The organism is Streptomyces sp. NPDC001890 (genome assembly GCF_042891445.1).
Classification (GTDB): Bacteria; Actinomycetota; Actinomycetes; order Streptomycetales; family Streptomycetaceae; genus Streptomyces.
On record NZ_JBIATE010000011.1, the window covers coordinates 85,155 to 101,415 of the forward strand.

General features: G+C 68.0%; 15 protein-coding genes and 4 pseudogenes. 7 read left to right on the forward strand and 12 right to left on the reverse strand.

Annotated elements, in window-relative coordinates:
- Positions 1-368: 368 nt before the first annotated feature.
- Together ACFYY1_RS24990 and ACFYY1_RS24995 are read right to left on the reverse strand one after the other, a co-directional pair.
- Complete coding sequence (locus tag ACFYY1_RS24990; protein ID WP_388589335.1) at positions 369-1,022, reverse strand: HAD family hydrolase; 654 nt, start codon at positions 1,020-1,022, stop codon at positions 369-371.
- Between the two features lie 570 nt (positions 1,023-1,592).
- Entirely contained in the window at positions 1,593-2,141 is a 549-nt protein-coding gene (locus ACFYY1_RS24995; protein WP_388589338.1) for a hypothetical protein, read from the reverse strand.
- Between the two features lie 77 nt (positions 2,142-2,218).
- Between ACFYY1_RS24995 and ACFYY1_RS25000 the strand changes: the two genes are divergently transcribed.
- The 3 genes from ACFYY1_RS25000 (at position 2,219) to ACFYY1_RS25010 (ending at position 4,696) form a co-directional block, all read left to right on the forward strand.
- Entirely contained in the window at positions 2,219-3,718 is a 1,500-nt protein-coding gene (locus ACFYY1_RS25000; RefSeq protein ID WP_388589341.1) for a tetratricopeptide repeat protein, read from the forward strand.
- A 105-nt stretch (positions 3,719-3,823) separates the two neighbouring features.
- Positions 3,824-4,000, forward strand: a complete 177-nt coding sequence (locus tag ACFYY1_RS25005) for a TetR/AcrR family transcriptional regulator C-terminal domain-containing protein (RefSeq protein WP_388589342.1) — start codon at positions 3,824-3,826, stop codon at positions 3,998-4,000.
- A gap of 129 nt (positions 4,001-4,129) precedes the next feature.
- A complete protein-coding gene (locus ACFYY1_RS25010; protein ID WP_388589344.1) occupies positions 4,130-4,696 on the forward strand; it encodes a BTAD domain-containing putative transcriptional regulator in 567 nt (188 codons plus the stop codon).
- Between the two features lie 170 nt (positions 4,697-4,866).
- Here ACFYY1_RS25010 and ACFYY1_RS25015 read toward each other — a convergent pair whose 3' ends face one another.
- Complete coding sequence (locus tag ACFYY1_RS25015; RefSeq protein ID WP_388589347.1) at positions 4,867-5,496, reverse strand: hypothetical protein; 630 nt, start codon at positions 5,494-5,496, stop codon at positions 4,867-4,869.
- A gap of 491 nt (positions 5,497-5,987) precedes the next feature.
- Between ACFYY1_RS25015 and ACFYY1_RS25020 the strand changes: the two are divergent.
- Positions 5,988-6,698 (forward strand): annotated as a pseudogene (locus ACFYY1_RS25020) (helix-turn-helix domain-containing protein).
- A complete protein-coding gene (locus ACFYY1_RS25025; protein WP_388589350.1) occupies positions 6,695-6,832 on the forward strand; it encodes a hypothetical protein in 138 nt (45 codons plus the stop codon). The pseudogene ACFYY1_RS25020 and the gene ACFYY1_RS25025 overlap by 4 nt, the downstream one beginning before the upstream one ends.
- A 104-nt stretch (positions 6,833-6,936) precedes the next feature.
- Here the strand turns inward: ACFYY1_RS25025 and ACFYY1_RS25030 are convergent, their stop codons facing one another.
- The 4 genes from ACFYY1_RS25030 to ACFYY1_RS25045 all read right to left on the reverse strand — a co-directional run bounded on the left by ACFYY1_RS25030 (position 6,937) and on the right by ACFYY1_RS25045 (position 11,041).
- Complete coding sequence (locus ACFYY1_RS25030; RefSeq protein ID WP_388589353.1) at positions 6,937-7,587, reverse strand: NAD(P)-dependent oxidoreductase; 651 nt, start codon at positions 7,585-7,587, stop codon at positions 6,937-6,939.
- 655 nt (positions 7,588-8,242) lie between these two features.
- The gene (locus tag ACFYY1_RS25035) at positions 8,243-8,908 is read right to left on the reverse strand and encodes a nitroreductase (protein WP_388589658.1); all 666 of its coding nucleotides are present in this window, start codon (positions 8,906-8,908) and stop codon (positions 8,243-8,245) included.
- Between the two features lie 355 nt (positions 8,909-9,263).
- Complete coding sequence (locus tag ACFYY1_RS25040; protein ID WP_388589356.1) at positions 9,264-9,992, reverse strand: SDR family oxidoreductase; 729 nt, start codon at positions 9,990-9,992, stop codon at positions 9,264-9,266.
- A 746-nt stretch (positions 9,993-10,738) separates the two neighbouring features.
- Positions 10,739-11,041, reverse strand: a complete 303-nt coding sequence (locus ACFYY1_RS25045) for an ester cyclase (RefSeq protein WP_388589359.1) — start codon at positions 11,039-11,041, stop codon at positions 10,739-10,741.
- Positions 11,042-11,228: 187 nt separating this feature from the next.
- On the opposite strand from ACFYY1_RS25045, the pseudogene ACFYY1_RS25050 reads away from it, so the two are divergent.
- Positions 11,229-11,714 (forward strand): annotated as a pseudogene (locus ACFYY1_RS25050) (MerR family transcriptional regulator); the annotation flags it as partial.
- 99 nt (positions 11,715-11,813) lie between these two features.
- On the opposite strand, the pseudogene ACFYY1_RS25055 reads toward ACFYY1_RS25050, so the two are convergent.
- The 4 genes and pseudogenes from ACFYY1_RS25055 to ACFYY1_RS25070 form a co-directional block, all read right to left on the reverse strand.
- A pseudogene (locus ACFYY1_RS25055) lies at positions 11,814-11,942 on the reverse strand (IS3 family transposase); the annotation flags it as partial.
- An 82-nt stretch (positions 11,943-12,024) separates the two neighbouring features.
- Entirely contained in the window at positions 12,025-12,633 is a 609-nt protein-coding gene (locus ACFYY1_RS25060) for a Fic family protein (protein WP_388589362.1), read from the reverse strand.
- On the reverse strand, positions 12,620-13,342 hold the full coding sequence (locus ACFYY1_RS25065) for a hypothetical protein (protein ID WP_388589366.1): 723 nt from the start codon (positions 13,340-13,342) through the stop codon (positions 12,620-12,622). The genes ACFYY1_RS25060 and ACFYY1_RS25065 overlap by 14 nt, the downstream gene beginning before the upstream one ends.
- Positions 13,343-14,014: 672 nt before the next feature.
- Positions 14,015-14,227: pseudogene (locus ACFYY1_RS25070) on the reverse strand (IS5/IS1182 family transposase); the annotation flags it as partial.
- Between the two features lie 347 nt (positions 14,228-14,574).
- Between ACFYY1_RS25070 and ACFYY1_RS25075 the strand changes: the two are divergent.
- On the forward strand, positions 14,575-15,243 hold the full coding sequence (locus tag ACFYY1_RS25075; RefSeq protein WP_388589367.1) for a hypothetical protein: 669 nt from the start codon (positions 14,575-14,577) through the stop codon (positions 15,241-15,243).
- Positions 15,244-15,575: 332 nt separating this feature from the next.
- On the opposite strand, the gene ACFYY1_RS25080 is transcribed toward ACFYY1_RS25075, so the two are convergent.
- Positions 15,576-16,211 (reverse strand): TetR/AcrR family transcriptional regulator, encoded by a 636-nt coding sequence (locus ACFYY1_RS25080; RefSeq protein WP_388589369.1) that lies wholly within the window; start codon positions 16,209-16,211, stop codon positions 15,576-15,578.
- Positions 16,212-16,261: the final 50 nt, after the last annotated feature.

Here is a 16,261-nt window from a genome sequence, read left to right on the forward strand (position 1 = left end):
GGCCCGACGGAGCAGGGAGCTCCTCGGGTTGCGCGCTCATCGGCACCTCCTGGTGAGATCTACAGCCACAGCAGCTGCCGCCGGGGCGCTGGAAGAGGGGCCCGACACCCAATTGCCGCGGCGCCTCACCGTCGTGGAGGCGCACACCGAACCGCCCCCGTCCCCGCTTCCTCGGCGGACGGGGGCGGTTTCCCAAGTTCGGACAGCGTCGTCAGTCCACGCCTTCGGAGGCCAGCCGATCCCGGAAGGCTGGTAGTAGGTCGGGGCGAACGGCGTCGTCCGGCGCGGGGACCTGGGCAGGGATGGTGGCGCTCGGGCGCCTTGGGGCGCTGGCTGCGCGTGTCGGCGCGGCCACGATGGCGTCCTGTTCAGCCCGCTGCCAGGAGGGCTGGGAGTGTGCGCATGTCGTCGAAGACGACAGTGCCAGGTCCTTCAAGCCACTGCGCGGGAGTCAGTCCCCCGGAGTAGCCGAAGGCACGCATGCCCGCCGCGCGGGCCGCCTGCACGCCGTACTGACTGTCCTCCACCACCACGCATCGATCAGGGGTGACGCCCATTCGTTGTGCGGCGTGAAGGAACAGATCCGGGGCTGGTTTACCCCGTTCGACCTCAGTGGCACTGAATATGCGGCCCTCGAATTTCGAGAAGAGTCCGGTGATTCCCAGGGTGAGTCGCATCTTGCTGTGACTCCCGCTGGAGGCGACGCAGGCGGGCCGGTGGACAAGGACGTCCAGCGCTTCGACGATGCCGTCGACGGGCTTCAGCTCCGCCAGGAGAGCCTCGTGGTACCGGTTCTCCGTCTCTTCCTCCCAGGTGGCTGGAAGGCTGCGCCCGAGATGGGCCTCGATGTCCTTCCTCATCGAGGCCGTCGTTCGGCCTACGAACCGGTCAACGATCTCGGATTCGGTGAGCTCCCATCCGAGCTGGGACAGCACCATCGCGTCCACGCGCACGGCAATGCGCTCACTGTCGACGAGGACGCCGTCGCAGTCGAAGATCACGAGCTCTATCGGTTTGATCACGGGCGCACCATACGGGGAGCACCTGGAAATGTCGCCGCCTCCTGCCCGGAATCGGGCATGAAGCGGAAGGTTCCAATCCCTGGACGGGTCGCTTTTCAGGGTTCGTGGCCAGCGGGCTTGTCCGATGTCGGTGTCGAGTAGGTCGAGGAGGTGGAGTTGGACGCCGCGAGCGGTCTGGATGGTGGGCGGGTCGGACCCTGCCTCCGCCATCGTCCTCGGTGACAGAAACCTGTCTCCGTGACGCCAGCCGTGCTTGGGCGCAGTAGCGGGCCCGGCGCGCCTGCGAGCGCCACGGGCTGAAGAAGATGGCCCACGGCCACAAGACCCCGCATCATGGCTGTGCTCGCAAGTTGCTTCTCGTGAACGCAGCCCGCATCAGGCCCGGCAGCGGGCAACCATCGTGCTGCTGACGGCCCGCGGGCGCTCCAACGACGCCCGGGTAGCCGCGCAGACGCGCATGCATGTCGACACGGGCGCACCTGGCGGGGCCGTTTCGCCGCCGACGGACTGCGTTCGGCACGCCACCGACGGGACGTTTCAGTCGGGACCGAACTGTCCTGCACCGGAACGTCAGGCCCGGTCCGGCAGCAGTTCCGCGTTGAGTACGGCGATGCCCGCCTCGCCCTCCTCGAACAGGGCGATCAGCTCCTCGGGCCCGGCATCCGGACCGGCGGTGTGATCGACAAGGAGGACCGGCTGGAACTCTCCGCCCTGCTCGACGGGGACGAAGCCGGTGGTCAGCTCGCGGCGGAGCAGGACGACCCGGTCGGCGTCGAGCGGGTCAAAGGGCAGTGCTCCGGGCAGTACGCACCCCTCCTCCGGGCGCGCCCGGAGGCTGTGGGCGAGGACGTCCCGGCGGGCGAGAAGCGTCACCACGAGCCGGTCACCGGTCCGCTCGTAGCGGGCGGCCAGATCCTCCGGCAGCAGATAGAAAACGCCCTCCTCCCCCTCGTGCCCCCGGTCGAGAAGAAGCCGCGCCAGCCGGGCTCCGGGCTCGTCGGCGTGCGAACCGAGCCCCAGAAACACATCACGCCCACCGGGCCCGAGGGAGGGCACCGCCCCGATCCACAGCTCGGCGGAGCCCTCCGGGGCCTGCTGGATGTCGTCGTCCTTCGTCATGGCGGCGATCCAAGCACACGGCACCGACAGGCCATTGTCAGTGCGCTGCTCGCGGCGCAGCCCCCGGGGGTGACCGGGTGGACCACTCGTACGCCCCGAAGGAGCCCCTGCCCGCGCTCACGACGGATCTGCGGCCCCTGGTGGTGTCGGCGCTCGACCAGATCCTCACCAAGGAGTCCGAGCTGCTCGAACTCTGGGGAGAGGAGCTACGGTACGTCGCTATGGACGCTGCCGATCTTGACTATCGGGCCCGGACGCAGTCTGGCTGCATCCCGCCGCATCTGGTCTCCCGGCTTCTCGAACTCGGCCATGCCGGGATAGTGGAGTTCTGGGCCGGCCATGAGGAGTGGTTCTGCGCGCGGGAGTGGGCGCGGCTGCTCGGTGAACAGGGCCGACGCGCTGAGGCGTTGGAGATGCTCGACCCATACCTTGCTACGGGCTGGTGGACGGCCACCAGGACCACGGCGGACCTGCTGGAGAGCTGGGGGCGGCCCGACGAGGCGATTGCACTGTCCCGATCACGTATGGAGGACGGGCACCCGCTGGCACTGGAGTTCCACTCTCGGCTGCTCGCCCGGCACGGCCGGGACGACGAGGCATTCCACCTGCTGCGGCCGCACGTCCAGGACTGGTTCATCGCCGCGGCCCTGGTCGACGTCGCGGACGGCGCCGGCCGGGACGACGAGGCGGCGGAGCTGCTCGCGGCCCAGATCCCGGACGAGCATCGGTGCGACAGCCCGTGGTGCTGCCGTGGCCTCGACCCCGACATGGCGATCGGACTGCTCGCCACGATCCGTGAACGCCAGGGCCGCGTCGACGACGCCATCGCCCTGCTGCGGACCCGGGACAAGACCTCGCTCAACAACCGGGACCAACTGGCCGACCTGCTGGCCCGGCAGAACCGAATCGAAGAACTGCATGTGTACGCGGCGACTGAGCCTTTCGGAATCGCTGCGCGGCGTCTGGCGGAGCTGCTGGAGGAACGCGACGACATGGAGGGTGCGATCGCCGCCTACCGGCAGGGCCGTGCTGCGTCCTTCTGCCCGGGAAACGTGGCAGTGGATCTCGCACAACTCCTGGCGCGCCACGGCCGGGGCGAGGAGGCGGTGGAGGTGATGCGCGCAGTGGCCGATGCTCCTGGCGGCGCCGAGGACTGGATCGTCCACATGCTCTGCACTCTCTACACCAACCAGGGCCGCCCCCAGGACGGCCTGGCGTACCTCGACGCCCTCGCCGCCGCCCGCGGGGGCCAGGAGGAGTGGGACCTCTTCTGGATACGGCTTCCGCTGATGGCCGCCTGCGGCCGGATCCATGAAGCGTTGGAGGATGCTCGGGCCCATCCCGAGGGCGCCACCCAGTACGCGGCACCGCACATTGCCGAGCTGCTCGCCGGCGCCGGCCGCACCGAGGAGGCTGTCGCTGTCCTGCGCCCTCACGCCCCCGCAAACAGCCATGACCTGGCCAAGTACCTCATTGACCTCGGCCGCGCCGAAGAGGCTGTAACCGTCCTTCATCAGGACAAGCCTCGTCCGCCGCAGCCCTCTGCCGCCGCTTGGAGCGAAGATCCCCCGTTCTGAAGATGTGCCGCCTCCGCGTGGCAGGCGCGGATGTGGCTCCCCTCTGAAGTTCCCCACCGAAGCGGCGCTCTCCGATGCGATCGTCACCAGGTCCTGGCAGGCAGAATGCGCGGACGAGGAAGCCCCACCGCCGGGCGATCCCCACGCCGGTTTCGGCCTCGCTCTGATCGGCCGCCGCTACGTGGCGTCGCTCACCGCCCGGACGCGGCTGACCTGTTCCGGATCGTCATCGCCGAGCTGCCGCGCTTCCCGGAACTGGCCGAGTCGCATTCCAGCCCCTGAGGATTGCTGGGATCGGTGGCCGCCTGAGACGCAGACGGCTCGCCCCTCCCGCTCGACGCGCCCCGCCACCGGGAGGTGCTCGGACGGCTACTGGCCGCCCGGGGCCGGGTGGTACCGGTCGGTCGGCTCGTGGCCGGCCTGTGGGAGGACGAGCCTCCGGTGGTTGCGGTGGGTGCGGTCCGCCATCTTCGTGGCGGCGCCGCGCCGCTCTCTGGAGCCCGTACGCCCTCCCGCCGACCGTCCTGCCTGTTGGTCACCGACGGCCCCGGCTACGCGCTGCGCGCCGGCCGCGAGGCGGTGGACGCATGGCGGTTCGAGGACACCGTGGCTAGGGCCGCCGAGACACCGCCTCACGCGGCCGTCGCCCTGTGGGACGAGGCACTCGCCCGCTGGCGGGGGGCGGTGCCGGCCGACTTCCCTGCCGCCGCCTGGGCCGCTGCCGAACAAGCCCGACTGGAGGCGCTCCGCCTCGACGCGGTCGAGCGGCGAGCCGCCGCTCTGCCGGCGACCGGCGCGACTCGCGACGCCGTCGCCGACCTGCGGGCCCATGTCACCGCCCACCCCGGCCAGGAAGACGGCTGGCTCCTGCCGGCCACCGCACCCGACCGTGCCGGGCAGCGCGGTGAGGCCCTGGAGGCCCTGAGCCATGCCCGCGCCGCCCTCACCGACACGAGCGGGCGCTACGGGGCCCCGTAAGCGCCTTGGCGCGGGCAGAGCACCGCATCCTCGGCGCCTCCGCACACTTCCGCGGTCTTGAGCTGGATGTTCAGAGAAGGGATATTCTTGGACCGGGGGCCGGACGAGAATCCCGGCCCGATTACGGCGGGCCGGGATTCTCTGGCATGTGCAGCGGACGGTTGCTGGATTTAGTAATCGCCGAATCCGCCGCCCTCGCCCTTCTCGTCGTGGTAGCGCTTGATGACACGGAAGCTGGCGACGACTCCGCGCTTGACCTTCACCCCGTCATCCATCTTCTCGTGGTGCTTCTTCTCGTGGTGCTTCTTCTCGTGGTGCTCGCCCTTCTCGCAGTTCTCGTCCTCATCCTCGCCGGGGCGGACGTTGTTGGCGGAACTGTAGCGGCCGACAGTGGCGATGGGGGCACCGTTGTCGCACACGGCACCACGGAAGACCTCAACTTCGTTGCGGCTGTCGTTGCGGATGTTGAAGCTCTCGGCGCCCAGACCACTGACGACGGTGATGCAGCCGTCGGGGCGGCTGGAGTATTCGCGCTCGTTGATGTGGATCCGGCCCTCCTCGTGATGGCGCTTGCCCCCGCGCTCGTTGCCGCCGCGGTCGTTTCCTTCATTGCCCTTGCCTTCATTGCCCTTGCCCGTGTTGCCGCCGTCGCCACCCATGGGGGCCTGGGCAGGGACCGCGATCGGGGCCACCTGGGCCTCGGGGGCGGGAACCGCGGTGGCGTAGGTGATACCGGTCGCGGTCAGTGCCGCGGCGGCGGCGACGGCCGTGGCGATCGCGTGGGAACGGGTCATGATCATGTCGCTTGTTCTCCTTCTAGGACTCAGAGACAGTCTCGCTGTGACAGCCGATGCGTGATTGAACGTACTAACAGCACCTATTGCTGTCATATCGAACAAATCAGAATCCCTGTTTTGATGGGCCGATCGAGTCTGCAGAGCCTCCTCGTGCCGCCCCAACAGTGAACTGATTACTCGTCAAAAATACCTTGAATATGGGCATTTAAACGGAAATTAGCCCTTGCAGGTGATCTCCTGACGCCTAGTCACCCGATAGCATCGGGAAGTGTCGGCAAGTCGCTGCTTGACATGTGGCCTGCCTAGTGCTGTGACCAGGAAGGTTCGCCGGGGTATTGGTTGGAACGGTTGGATGGGCGGCAACGTCCGTTCCGACCGTTGGAGGTGTGGCGGCTGAGCCCGTGCGGGTGCGCAGACCGACCGACCAGGCGGGGCAGAAGTTGCATCAGATCGTGCGCCGGGGCAGTACCAGCTCGGTGCGCCATCGGCGGGCGATGATGCTGCTCGCGTCTGTCGGTGGGAACCGTGTCCCGGTGATTGCCCAGCTGGTCCAGGCCGACGAGGGCACGGTGCGGGAGGTGATCCATCGGTTCAATGAGATCGGCCTGGCCTGTCTGGCCCCTCCGTGGGCAGGAGGCCGTCCCCGCCTGCTCAGTCCTGACGCCGAGGACTTCGTCGTCCAGGCGGCCACCACCCGCCCCACCAGGCTCGACCAGCCCTTCACCCGCTGATCGATCCGCGAACTCGCCGCCTACCTGCGGAAAGTGCACGGACACGCCATCCGGATCGGTCGCGAGGCGTTACGGTGACTCCTCCCATGCCACGGCATCACATTCCAGCGCACCAAGACCTGGAAGGATTCCCCCGGCCCTGACCTCGATCGCGACGCCAAGCCAGACCACAACGAGCACGTCCTGGAGCACTTCCCGGACGGCGTCTTCGCCTTCGACGAGTTCGGGCCGCTCGGGATCCGCCCCGCGGCAGGTTCCTGCTGGGCGAAGCAGGGCAAACCCGATCGCCTGCCGGCGACCCACCACGGCAGCCACCCCGCACAGACCCAACACCTGCACCGCTTCCTTCGCTGGCGCAACGCCAACACCCGCCACCCCGACGTCCTCGCCGCCCAGCGCAAGGAGCGTGCCCCCATCCGCAGCGAGAAGGGCATCAGCTGGGGCGGACGTCCTCTCAAGGCGGCCTCACCATGAACAACAGCAGGGCGATGACATCGATCCAGCTCGTCCACGAGACCCACGCCACCACCACCGACAACGAGGCCGGAATCGCCACCGGCTGGCTGCCGGGCGTCTTCTCAGAACAGCGGCGACAGTTGCATACGTGAGCCACCAGTACGGGGCCGGGGAAGTCGTGGAGTACCTGGCCGCAGAGCACGAGGAGGGCCCCCGCCACTGAGGTTCGGGGCCCTCCTCGTGTCACGACGGAGCGTCAGTACGCCACGGTGAAGCGTTCACCGAGGTGCTGCGACTGCTCAACCTCGTCCAGCAACGCCACCGCGTAGTCTTCGGTGGAGATCCGGCTCTCGCCGTCCTCACCGATCAGCAGGTCCTCCAGGCCCTGGCGGTAGAAGCCGGTGCGCTCGCCCGGGGCGATGGTGGCCGCCGGGGACACGTTGGTCCACCGCACGTCGGTGACAGTTCGCAGGAAATCCAGCGCGTCGCCGTGCGCGTGCATGATCTGCAGCAGGAACTCCGGCAGGCCCTCCGCGTCCCACACCTGCTTGCCGTCAGGGGTGCGCAACGAGCCCGCGCCGCCCACCGTGACCAGCCGCGGCGCGTCCGCGCCCAGCGTGCGCAGGCCCGTCACCAGCGACTCGAAGGACGGCTTGATCAGCGCCTGATGCCCCGGCCCGTCTCCGCCGCCGACCGCGCTGACCACCACGTCCGTGCCCTTGGTGTGCTCAGCCACCGACGCCGGGTCCAGCACATCGCCGACCGCCACGGTGAGCGCCGGGTGATCAACCGTCAGTTTGGCCGGGTCCCGGACCACTGCGGTGACCGAGTGACCGCGGCGCAGTGCCTCGTCAAGGACGCGGGAGCCGATGGTGCCAGTGGCGCCGTACAGGGTGATGGTGCTCATCGTGGAATGTCTCCTTCTGCCATTTTCTGTCCTCACCGTACGGCGGTACGGAGCAGGTGGGCGATGTGCCGGGCCGAGAGAACGGAGGGAAACCGGGAGCCGTGCGCGCAGGTCGGCTTCGCTCGACGCGTCCCACTGCATCGCCTGTCTGCCGACACCCGGACCGGTCGGGACGGCCAGGAAGTCGAACACGCCCCGTCCGAGCGACTTGAGACCTGTCTGCCCTCCGCCCAATCCCGTGGTCAGCTTCGGACACGGGGGTCGGGAATTCCGAGCACCTGGCACTCATCCGTCGCTGGCTCGCGGGCGAAATCGTCAACAACACCGTCGGCATCGCGATCGTCGCCGGTCCTTTCAACGGGCAGACCGAAATCGTCAACTCGACCAGGCAGGACTGCCGCCCGAAGGCATCCGCGGCCGCCCCGGCCGGGTACCGGGGCCCTGGAACGCATCGCCAAACACACCTACCTGGCAGCCCGGGCCTCGACACTTCTGCGGGCTGGACCTACGAATACGTCGGCGTCGGCACAAGCACGGAAGACTGACGCGCCGAGCCTCCACCGCCCCGCAGAGACTTGCCCAAACCCAGCGGGGCGCCCCCGCCCGGGAGCGGTAGCTGTAGTGCGTACCGGAGGTGGGCGATAAGCACCGTTGACTAATCCTCGATGAACGTGACCATCTCCTCCAGTGGCGCCCTGCCTGTACGGGCGTACTCCACCGTGTCGTCCTCGAACCCGATCGACATGCCGCAGAAGAGGATGAGCTCGTCCGGGGGCGACAGGACCTCCGCGACGGTCTTGCGATACACCGACCACGCCATCTGCGGGCAACTGTGCAGCCCTTCGGCGCGCAGCAGCAATATGACGGTCTGCAGATACATGCCGACGTCGGACCATTGGGGCCGCCCCAGGTCACGGTCGATGTAGCAGAACAGCGCGGCGGGCGCGCCGAAGCAGTCCCAGTTCGCGGAAGCGGCCCTCTGGCGCGCCTCCCAGTCCTCGCGACCGATACCGAGTGCGCTGTAGCGCTCTTGACCGAAGGCGGATCGGCGCTCGCGGTGCGGGGACTTCAGTGAGGGCGGGTACATCTCGTACTCCCGCTCGTCCCATGGGCCGGCTGCCGCCACGCGTTCGCCGGCACGCCTCTTGAGCTCGGCCAGCGGCCGGCCGGTCAGCACGTAGGTGCGCCACGGCTGGAGATTTGACCCGGACGGCGCCCAGGCCGCGGCGGACAGCACACGTTCCAGCACCTCCCTCGGCACGTGTCGGTCGGTGAACCCGCGCACCGCCCGTCGGCTCGCGACCGCCTCATAGACGTCCAAGGTCATCTGCCTCCCTCGCTTGCTCCACGTGCCTGCTCATGGACAGTCGGGAACCTTGAAATGCGACCAAGTAGCGCTCTCAGTACGCGAACTCCCAGTGCGAAGCTGTGCGGACCGGGCACGGAACCCGTCTGTCCTCGCACCCCACGACTCGGCCTGCTCAACCCGTCAACGATTCATCGCACCGTCACGACAACGGGCTCATCCGGCGCCCGGCGCGGTAGATGCCCTGGCTGCGTGAGGCCGCATGGACCACGTCCGGCCCCTGTTCGGAGTACGTGGCATCGCCCACGACAGGCTGGGGCCGGGTTCTCTGCGGTCTGCGTGCCGGAGGGACACGAGCGAGTCGAGCAAGTCAGGAGAGCCAGTCGGCGTAGCGGGTGGGGGCGAGGTGCGCTTCCTTGTCGGTGAGGACGTCCCCCTTGACGGCGGCGAACATGCCGGCGGTGGGGTCGGTGACGACGGTGCGGTTGTCGCCCTTGTGAGCCAGGGTGATCCGGCCCAGCTCGTCCAGGTTGAAGATCTCGGGGCCTGCGATGTTGCGCCTGCCGTTCAGCGGGGCACCCGCGGCGACCTCCGCCACCGCGCTGGCCACTTCCTTGGAGGCGATCGGCTGGATCGGCGTGGCGGGCAGCCGGACGGTGTCGCCGTCGGTGGTCCAGGACAGGACGGCGTCCATGAACTCCATGAATTGCGTGGCCCGGACGATCGAGTACGGGATCGGCCCGGCCGCGAGGATGTCCTCCTGGAGCGTCTTGGCCCGGTAGTAGTCCAGCTCCGGAACCTGGTCCGTACCGACGATCGAGAGGATGACGAAGTGGCCGACGCCACCCTTCTGGGCCGCGGCCAGAAGGTTGTCCATCGAGGTCTGGAAAAAGGCCGGTGATGCTTCGTCGAAGGTCGGGGAGTTCGTCAGATTGACGACGACGTCGGCTCCCGCCACCGCCTCGTCCAGTCCCTGGCCACTGATGACGTCGACTCCGGTGGACTGCGAGTGAGGTACCGCCTCGTGTCCGGCGGCGTTCAGATCCTTGACGACCTGCGAACCGATCAGCCCGGTACCGCCGATGACTGCGAACTTCATGACACACCTTTCGTTGAGATTACGTACGAAATATGCCATATGAGCCACGCTGTGGGCGCGGCAAGAAACGGCGCCGTGATCGGCTGAGAAACGAAGGTGTACAGACCATCCATGAAGGCGACCATCTCGCCGAGCGGCGCCCGGCCCACGCGCGCGTCATCTGCCGTGCCGTCTTCGAACCCGATCGACACACCGCAGAAGGGGCTGAGCTCGTCCGGAGCGACAGGACCTCCGCGACGGTCTTGTGGTGGGTCGCCCATGCCATCTGCTGCGGATACATGCCGGCATCGGCCCATTGGGGTGAGCCCATTTCACGGTTGATGTGGCAGAACAGGGCGGCGGGCGCGCCGGATGAGTCCCCGTTCACGGAAGCGGCTCTCTGGCGCGCCTCCCGGTCCTCGCACGGAATGCCGAGTGCGCCGTAGCGCTGCTCACCGACTGCCTCCGCCCGCGGTGCCCGTGTCATCGGTCACGGTGACCACGTGGTCGGTCGGCGCCGTGGCGGCGCACGTCGTCGGCCGGCAGATGATGAGCTCCCGCCACGACAACTGCCCCTGGCCAGCAGCACCGTTGCGGGAGTTGCCGTGGGCGGCGCGGTTGTCGGCGTGGGGTGATGTATTCGGCGTCGGCGTCGGCCGCTCAGGATCGGGTGGTGGAGTGGGTTGGTGTTGGTCACCGAGGGCCTGGTCACTGGTGAGGCGGGTGAAGCACTGCCAGATGAAGATGCGGAAGGACAGCATCGGTTCTCAGTGGTCGGTGGGGGCCGACGTGATCTGCCGCATGAGGCCGATCACGTCCGCGGGAACCCATTCCTCGGCGATCTTGTCGCCCACGAGACGGTTGACCCCGATGCTTCGGTAGCCGGCCTGACGGCCGGTCGCCTCGAACTGCTGGAACGCGCCCAGATGGGTTCCCCGGCAGTGGAGCAGCACCGTGACCTTGTCATCGACGCCGAAGATGTCCTGAACAGCTTGGAGGTCGCCGGCTTCCACGGCCTGGAAAGCTGTGCGTATCAAGGTCATGCTCTGCTCGGCGGTGGTAGTCATCATGGCTTCCTCTCCAAGGCGGGCCTGGGCTCGGCGACCGCCGAGCCCAGGCCAATCAGTAGAAGCCGTGACGTCGCGACAAGGTCAAGGAGACCACTGGAACCCCCTACTCGCAGGGGCGGGGCAAGTGTGCCGTCTCCCGCTCAGGCGTCCTTGACCTTGTCTCAGCGTCATGGTTTTCACTGAAGTCATGCGAATCGGCGAACTCGCCGCCCTCGTCGGAATCACCCCACGGGCCGTGCGGCACTACCACCATCTCGGACTGTTGCCCGAGCCCGCGCGGCGCAACAACGGGTACCGCGCGTACGGCGTGCGAGAGGCCGTACCGCTCGCTCGGCCCCGGCGGCTGCCCGAGCCCGGGCTCGGGCTCGGGCTCGGGCTCGGGCTCGGGCTCGACGAGGCGCGGGACGTTCTTGCGGACGATGCGGGCCGGGAGGTGGTTGAGGTCCTGAAGGAGGTGGACGAAGACCTCGGACGCCATGAGGCGGTCATCCAGGAGCGGCGGGCACAGCTCGCCTCTCTGCCGCCCCAGGCACGCGCCGGGCAGCTTTCCGCAGAAGGGCCGTTGTCGCCGGAACTCACCAGGCTGCTGGCCGGTCCCGGCGAGCTTCCCGACTCGCCGATGGCCGTGAAGGACCGGGAGCACCTGGCCTTCCTCGACGCCGCCCGCGCCCCGCCCTCACCCCGGCGATGTCGGCTCCGGCTTCCTTTGCCTGCCCCTGCGGCGCGGAACAGCGGCGGACTGAGGTTGATCCCCGGGAGTGGACACCGGGTTTCATGCAGCGCGTGACAGCCTAGGTGACGTGATCAGTTGCTGTTCGAACCCGGCCGTTGTGAGGTAGCCGAGCGCGGAATGCCGACGTCGCCTGTTGTAGTACGACAGCCTGCGGAACAGCTTGAGCCGACGGATCCGCTTGACGCCGAAGTCGGCGCGGTTGTCGGAGATGGAGTCCCAGCGGCAGAGCGTCCGCGCCACAGGATCACCCTCAGTGTCGGCGGCGGTTGAGCACCCCGATGAGAACGGCAAGGTCGGCGGCACCGGCTGGGTCATCCGCGTAGCGGGTGGTCTGGAGAGGGCCGACCTCAGGGAGGACGATGTCCTCCCGGGCCAGAACATGGACCAAGGTCAACAGCGCGGCGCGGGCATTGCCATCGGTGAAGGGGTGGAAGAACGCCACATCGAGGTAGGCGCGGGCCGCGCGGGCTGCCAGCGGGACGTCCGGGTCGGTCGTCTCGCGCAGGCAGGAATCGAAATCGGCCTGCGTGTGAGGGGTCAGGCCATAGCGCTCGCGACCTGCCTTCGCATGGGCGTCACTCGCGCGGAACGGTGCCCCTGTTGCAGCGAGGACTTCGCGCTGCCAACCGGCCATCAGGGCGAAGTCCAGTGGGGTGCGGCGTGCGGCATCCTCTCGGGCCAGGGCGTGTGCGGCGAGCAGACGCTCGGCGCGAATCGGGTCGCGCCGGCGTACCGACCCCTCGCACCAGGACCGGAACCCATCGCGGTCGGGCGTGACCCGCTGCAGCGCCGGTGCGCGTTGCCAGTCGGCCTCACGGCGCACGCGCAGCCAGACCGAAAGGCTGTCAGTAGCGGTCATGGAGATCCTCCAGCGCAGCCCTCTCACGGTGGTCCCGGTACGGGGCGTGGCCGGTGAGGCCGGCAGCCAGGTCCTCACCGACGGATTCGATCAGCGTCCGTCCCGGGGTGACCCAGCTCTTGAACCGGCCACCGATCGCACTCTCCACCGCTCGCGCGGCTTCGGCTCGGTCCAAACCGGTGCTGGTGAGGAACCAGCCCAGGACGATCGAAGCCTGGCCGTGCCAGCCGCCCTCCGCGCCCGAGTCCAGCGTGTGGGTCACGAGCCGGACGCAGGCCCGCTCCAGGTGCCAGCTGCGGTCCTCGGGCGAGGCGTCCGAAGGCGGCGCCAGCTCGGCGAAGCGCTGGGCCGTCCGCTCCAGCCACTCCCGCCACTCCAACAGCGCGGCTACGACGCGTGCTGCGGTCTCGTCGGGGGTCGTCACCGAGCTTTCCCCGCTGACCCAGTTACCGATGGGCCCGCCGTCGCGGTAGCACCAGCTCCACCCCCAGGCCCAGGTGCCGTATCGCTCCCGGATGACCGCGTCCACCTGACTCTCACACCAGCGTTCACCCTGCCACCAGCCGGCCATACCGGAGAGCACAGGTGGCACCCACACACGGACCAGCGAGCGGAGGTGGGCTTCCTCGTCCTCGTCCCAGGCGAACGAGTGACGGGCCGGGTCGAATTGGTCCCAGTTCCGAATGCCCTCGTAGGTGATGGGGGGCACACGGTTGTCGGGAAAGGGCAGGGTTTCACGGTTGTACGTCAGCGCTGGCCACTCTTCCTGTTCGATGTGATCGACCCACCAGTCTCGGCCCGAAGCCCCTGGAATCGCGAACGGTTTTCGGACCGCACCCCGTGCGGCCATCCGTACGGAACCTGTAGCCCGCTCTCGTCGCCACCGACCGATGGTTCGCGCAGCGACCGCCGCCCGGCTTCGGCCGGGCGGAAGAACACATACCGGCCAAGGAAGTCGATGTGGTCAAAATGGAGCAGCAAGAGGCTGATGAGGAGGCCGTCGGTGACGGGAAGGCCGTCGGAGGCGAGCTGCCTGGCAGCACCTGCGGCTCCAGAAGCAGCTGTGGGCGGCGGGTCAGTTCAGGACGCCGATGCGCGGTGCGCGTCCGAGAGACGGCACTGACACTGCCCGATGGCCGGAGGTCAGGTTTGAGGGAACCGCTCAAGCACGTCGTACTCGGCATCCCTGGGGCACCAGACGGCCCCGATCCGGTCACCCGGAACGCCGGCCTCGTAGTCGATCTGACAGCCGGCTCCGCGACTGCGCTGTCGCGTCCTTGGGCCAGGACGTGTTCGCGCAGGCTGACCGGGCGAGTGCGGTAGCGGTCACGAACCGTGTCCACCGGCCAGGTCGACGACGATGTCATGACTGCTGCAACTGCTGGTCGAAACCGGGCGACCGACCTCCGGCCCTGGCGATTCGGACCCGGTTGGCGGCCTGATCGACTTTCTCCGGGATGACATGCCAGATTCCGCGTCTGCGCAGGTAGCGGCGGGTTCGGCGGTTGCTGCAGCCCTTGTCGGCGCTGACGCTGTGCGGTTTGGTACGCGGCCTGCCGCAGGCCGGCCTCGGCACGCGAATGTTGTCCATCACCGGCCCGAACTGGGTGCAGTCAGCACACTGCTGTGCGTATCCGGAACAGCACCCCGTTCACGACCTGACGATGCTCCCGCCACCTGCCACAACGTCCGCTGCTCACTGGCAGAAGCGACTCCAGGCGCTCGCACTGGGCATTCGTCAAGTCACTCCCACTTCCCATAGTCGTATCAACGACTCAGCTGTGCAGCAGCCACGGCCAGGAGCGCGAGGGGAACGATCCACCCCTCCCTTTCCACTCTCTGTCAACCGCCCGGCAAAGACAAGACTGCAGTTTTTGCTGTCAAACCAGGAAACTCGTTCCCGAGCGAAGGTCTGCACCGCTCTCGAACGGGAGGACACTCATGTCAGACGTCTGGGATCCACATGGCAGCCTGAAGCGCGCGCTGTGGATCGGCGGCGCACAGTGGTCCGGCAAGACCACCGTTGCCGAACTCATCGCCAGAAAGTACGGATTGACGGTGTATCACTACGACTATCACGACGCCCGCGGCCATCAGGATCGCCGGATCGCGCGTCGGGTCGCCCTGGGTGAGCCCGTGGAAGATCCCACCCCCGACCATGTCTGGTCGGACCGGAGCCCGGAGGAGATGGCTGCCGAGACGCTGGCCGGCTTCCCGGTCCGCTTCGAGTGGGCGTTGGACGACCTGCGCGCACTGTTCACCGGCCGACCGGCGATCGCTGAGGGATGGGGGCTGCGACCGGAGCTGGTCGCGCCGCTGCTCGACTCACTCCGGCGAATGGTCGTCCTCGTCCCCACCGAGGACTTCCGTCAGCACCAACTCCGGACCCTCCCGCGCGCGGGAACTCTCAACGTCCCTGTCACCGACCCGGCCCGATCCCAGGCCAACCGTCTCGCCCGTGACCGGCTGGTCACCGAGGACGCAACACAGAACGCCCGCCGCCTCGGCATCCGCGTCATCGAAGTCGACGGGACGCTCGACGCGGTGGCTGTGGCGGCAGAGGTCGCCGAACATTTCGCCCCTTACCTTGGCCCGGCGACGGCTGCGTGATCGCTCGGCCCAAGAGGTTTTCGCTATTGATCGCCAGCACACTGCCTAATTCGAGGCACGTTGGGCGAAGGCCAGGACGGTCCGACACCGCAGGGACCACGCCTGCGGTGTCGAACGGCGCCGCACCCACCCCTCAAGCGCGCGGCCCGCGCCTCGTCCGACAACCTCGACTCGGCCTTCGGCCGCCCCGTCCGTGCCATGGGACAAGCCTGCCCACCTGAACAGAATTCCCGCCCCAGAAGACCAGGTCCTGCCTCCTCGATCACGACCAGGGCTCCCGATGCATCTGCGCTGGCCGACTGCGGACCACATTGCCCTCAAGGCTGAGTTGATCAGAGCCCGTTGTCGACCAACAGCTGAGAGATGAGGGTGTCGTACGCCCATTTCTCCCACTTGGCCGGTGGCCATGCACGGTCGCGGGTGAGTACCAGGAAGAGCTCTGGGCTGAGGACGGCGTAGATGATGTCCGCCACTTCTTCGACGGAGATGGCGGGGCGGGCGCCTGGCTTCTCGGTCAGGGACTTCGCTGCTGTTGAGATCACTGAGTACCGCGGGTCTGCCTGATCCGGCCACAACTCTCGGATCTCCGGGTTGGTTGCGGTCGCGGCGCGGACCATCTCGTTGATGGCCGCGACGCGTTCGAGTGTCTTGCGGGTACCGGCAGTCAGTGCGGCCAGAGCGGACTCGGCGGTAGGCGCGGTCATGACCTCCGCGAACCAGGGCCTGTCCATCGTCGGCACGGGTTCGTCGTCGCCCGCGATCGCGACATCGACAAGTTGCTTGAGCAGCGAGGGCTTGTTCCGAAAGACGAAGTAGATCGTCTGCACTGCCACGCCTGCCCGGTCGGCGATCTCCTGCAGTTTGGTCGCCCCGTAGCCCTTCTCGATGAAGAGCGCACCGGCCGCCTCGATGATCCGTCGCCGTGTCTCCTGGGCCTTGCTTCCCTGTTTCCCCTTGCCCTCACGCATGACTGGAGTCTATATCTAGAGTTGAACTCTAGAGGTGAACTCTAATCGTT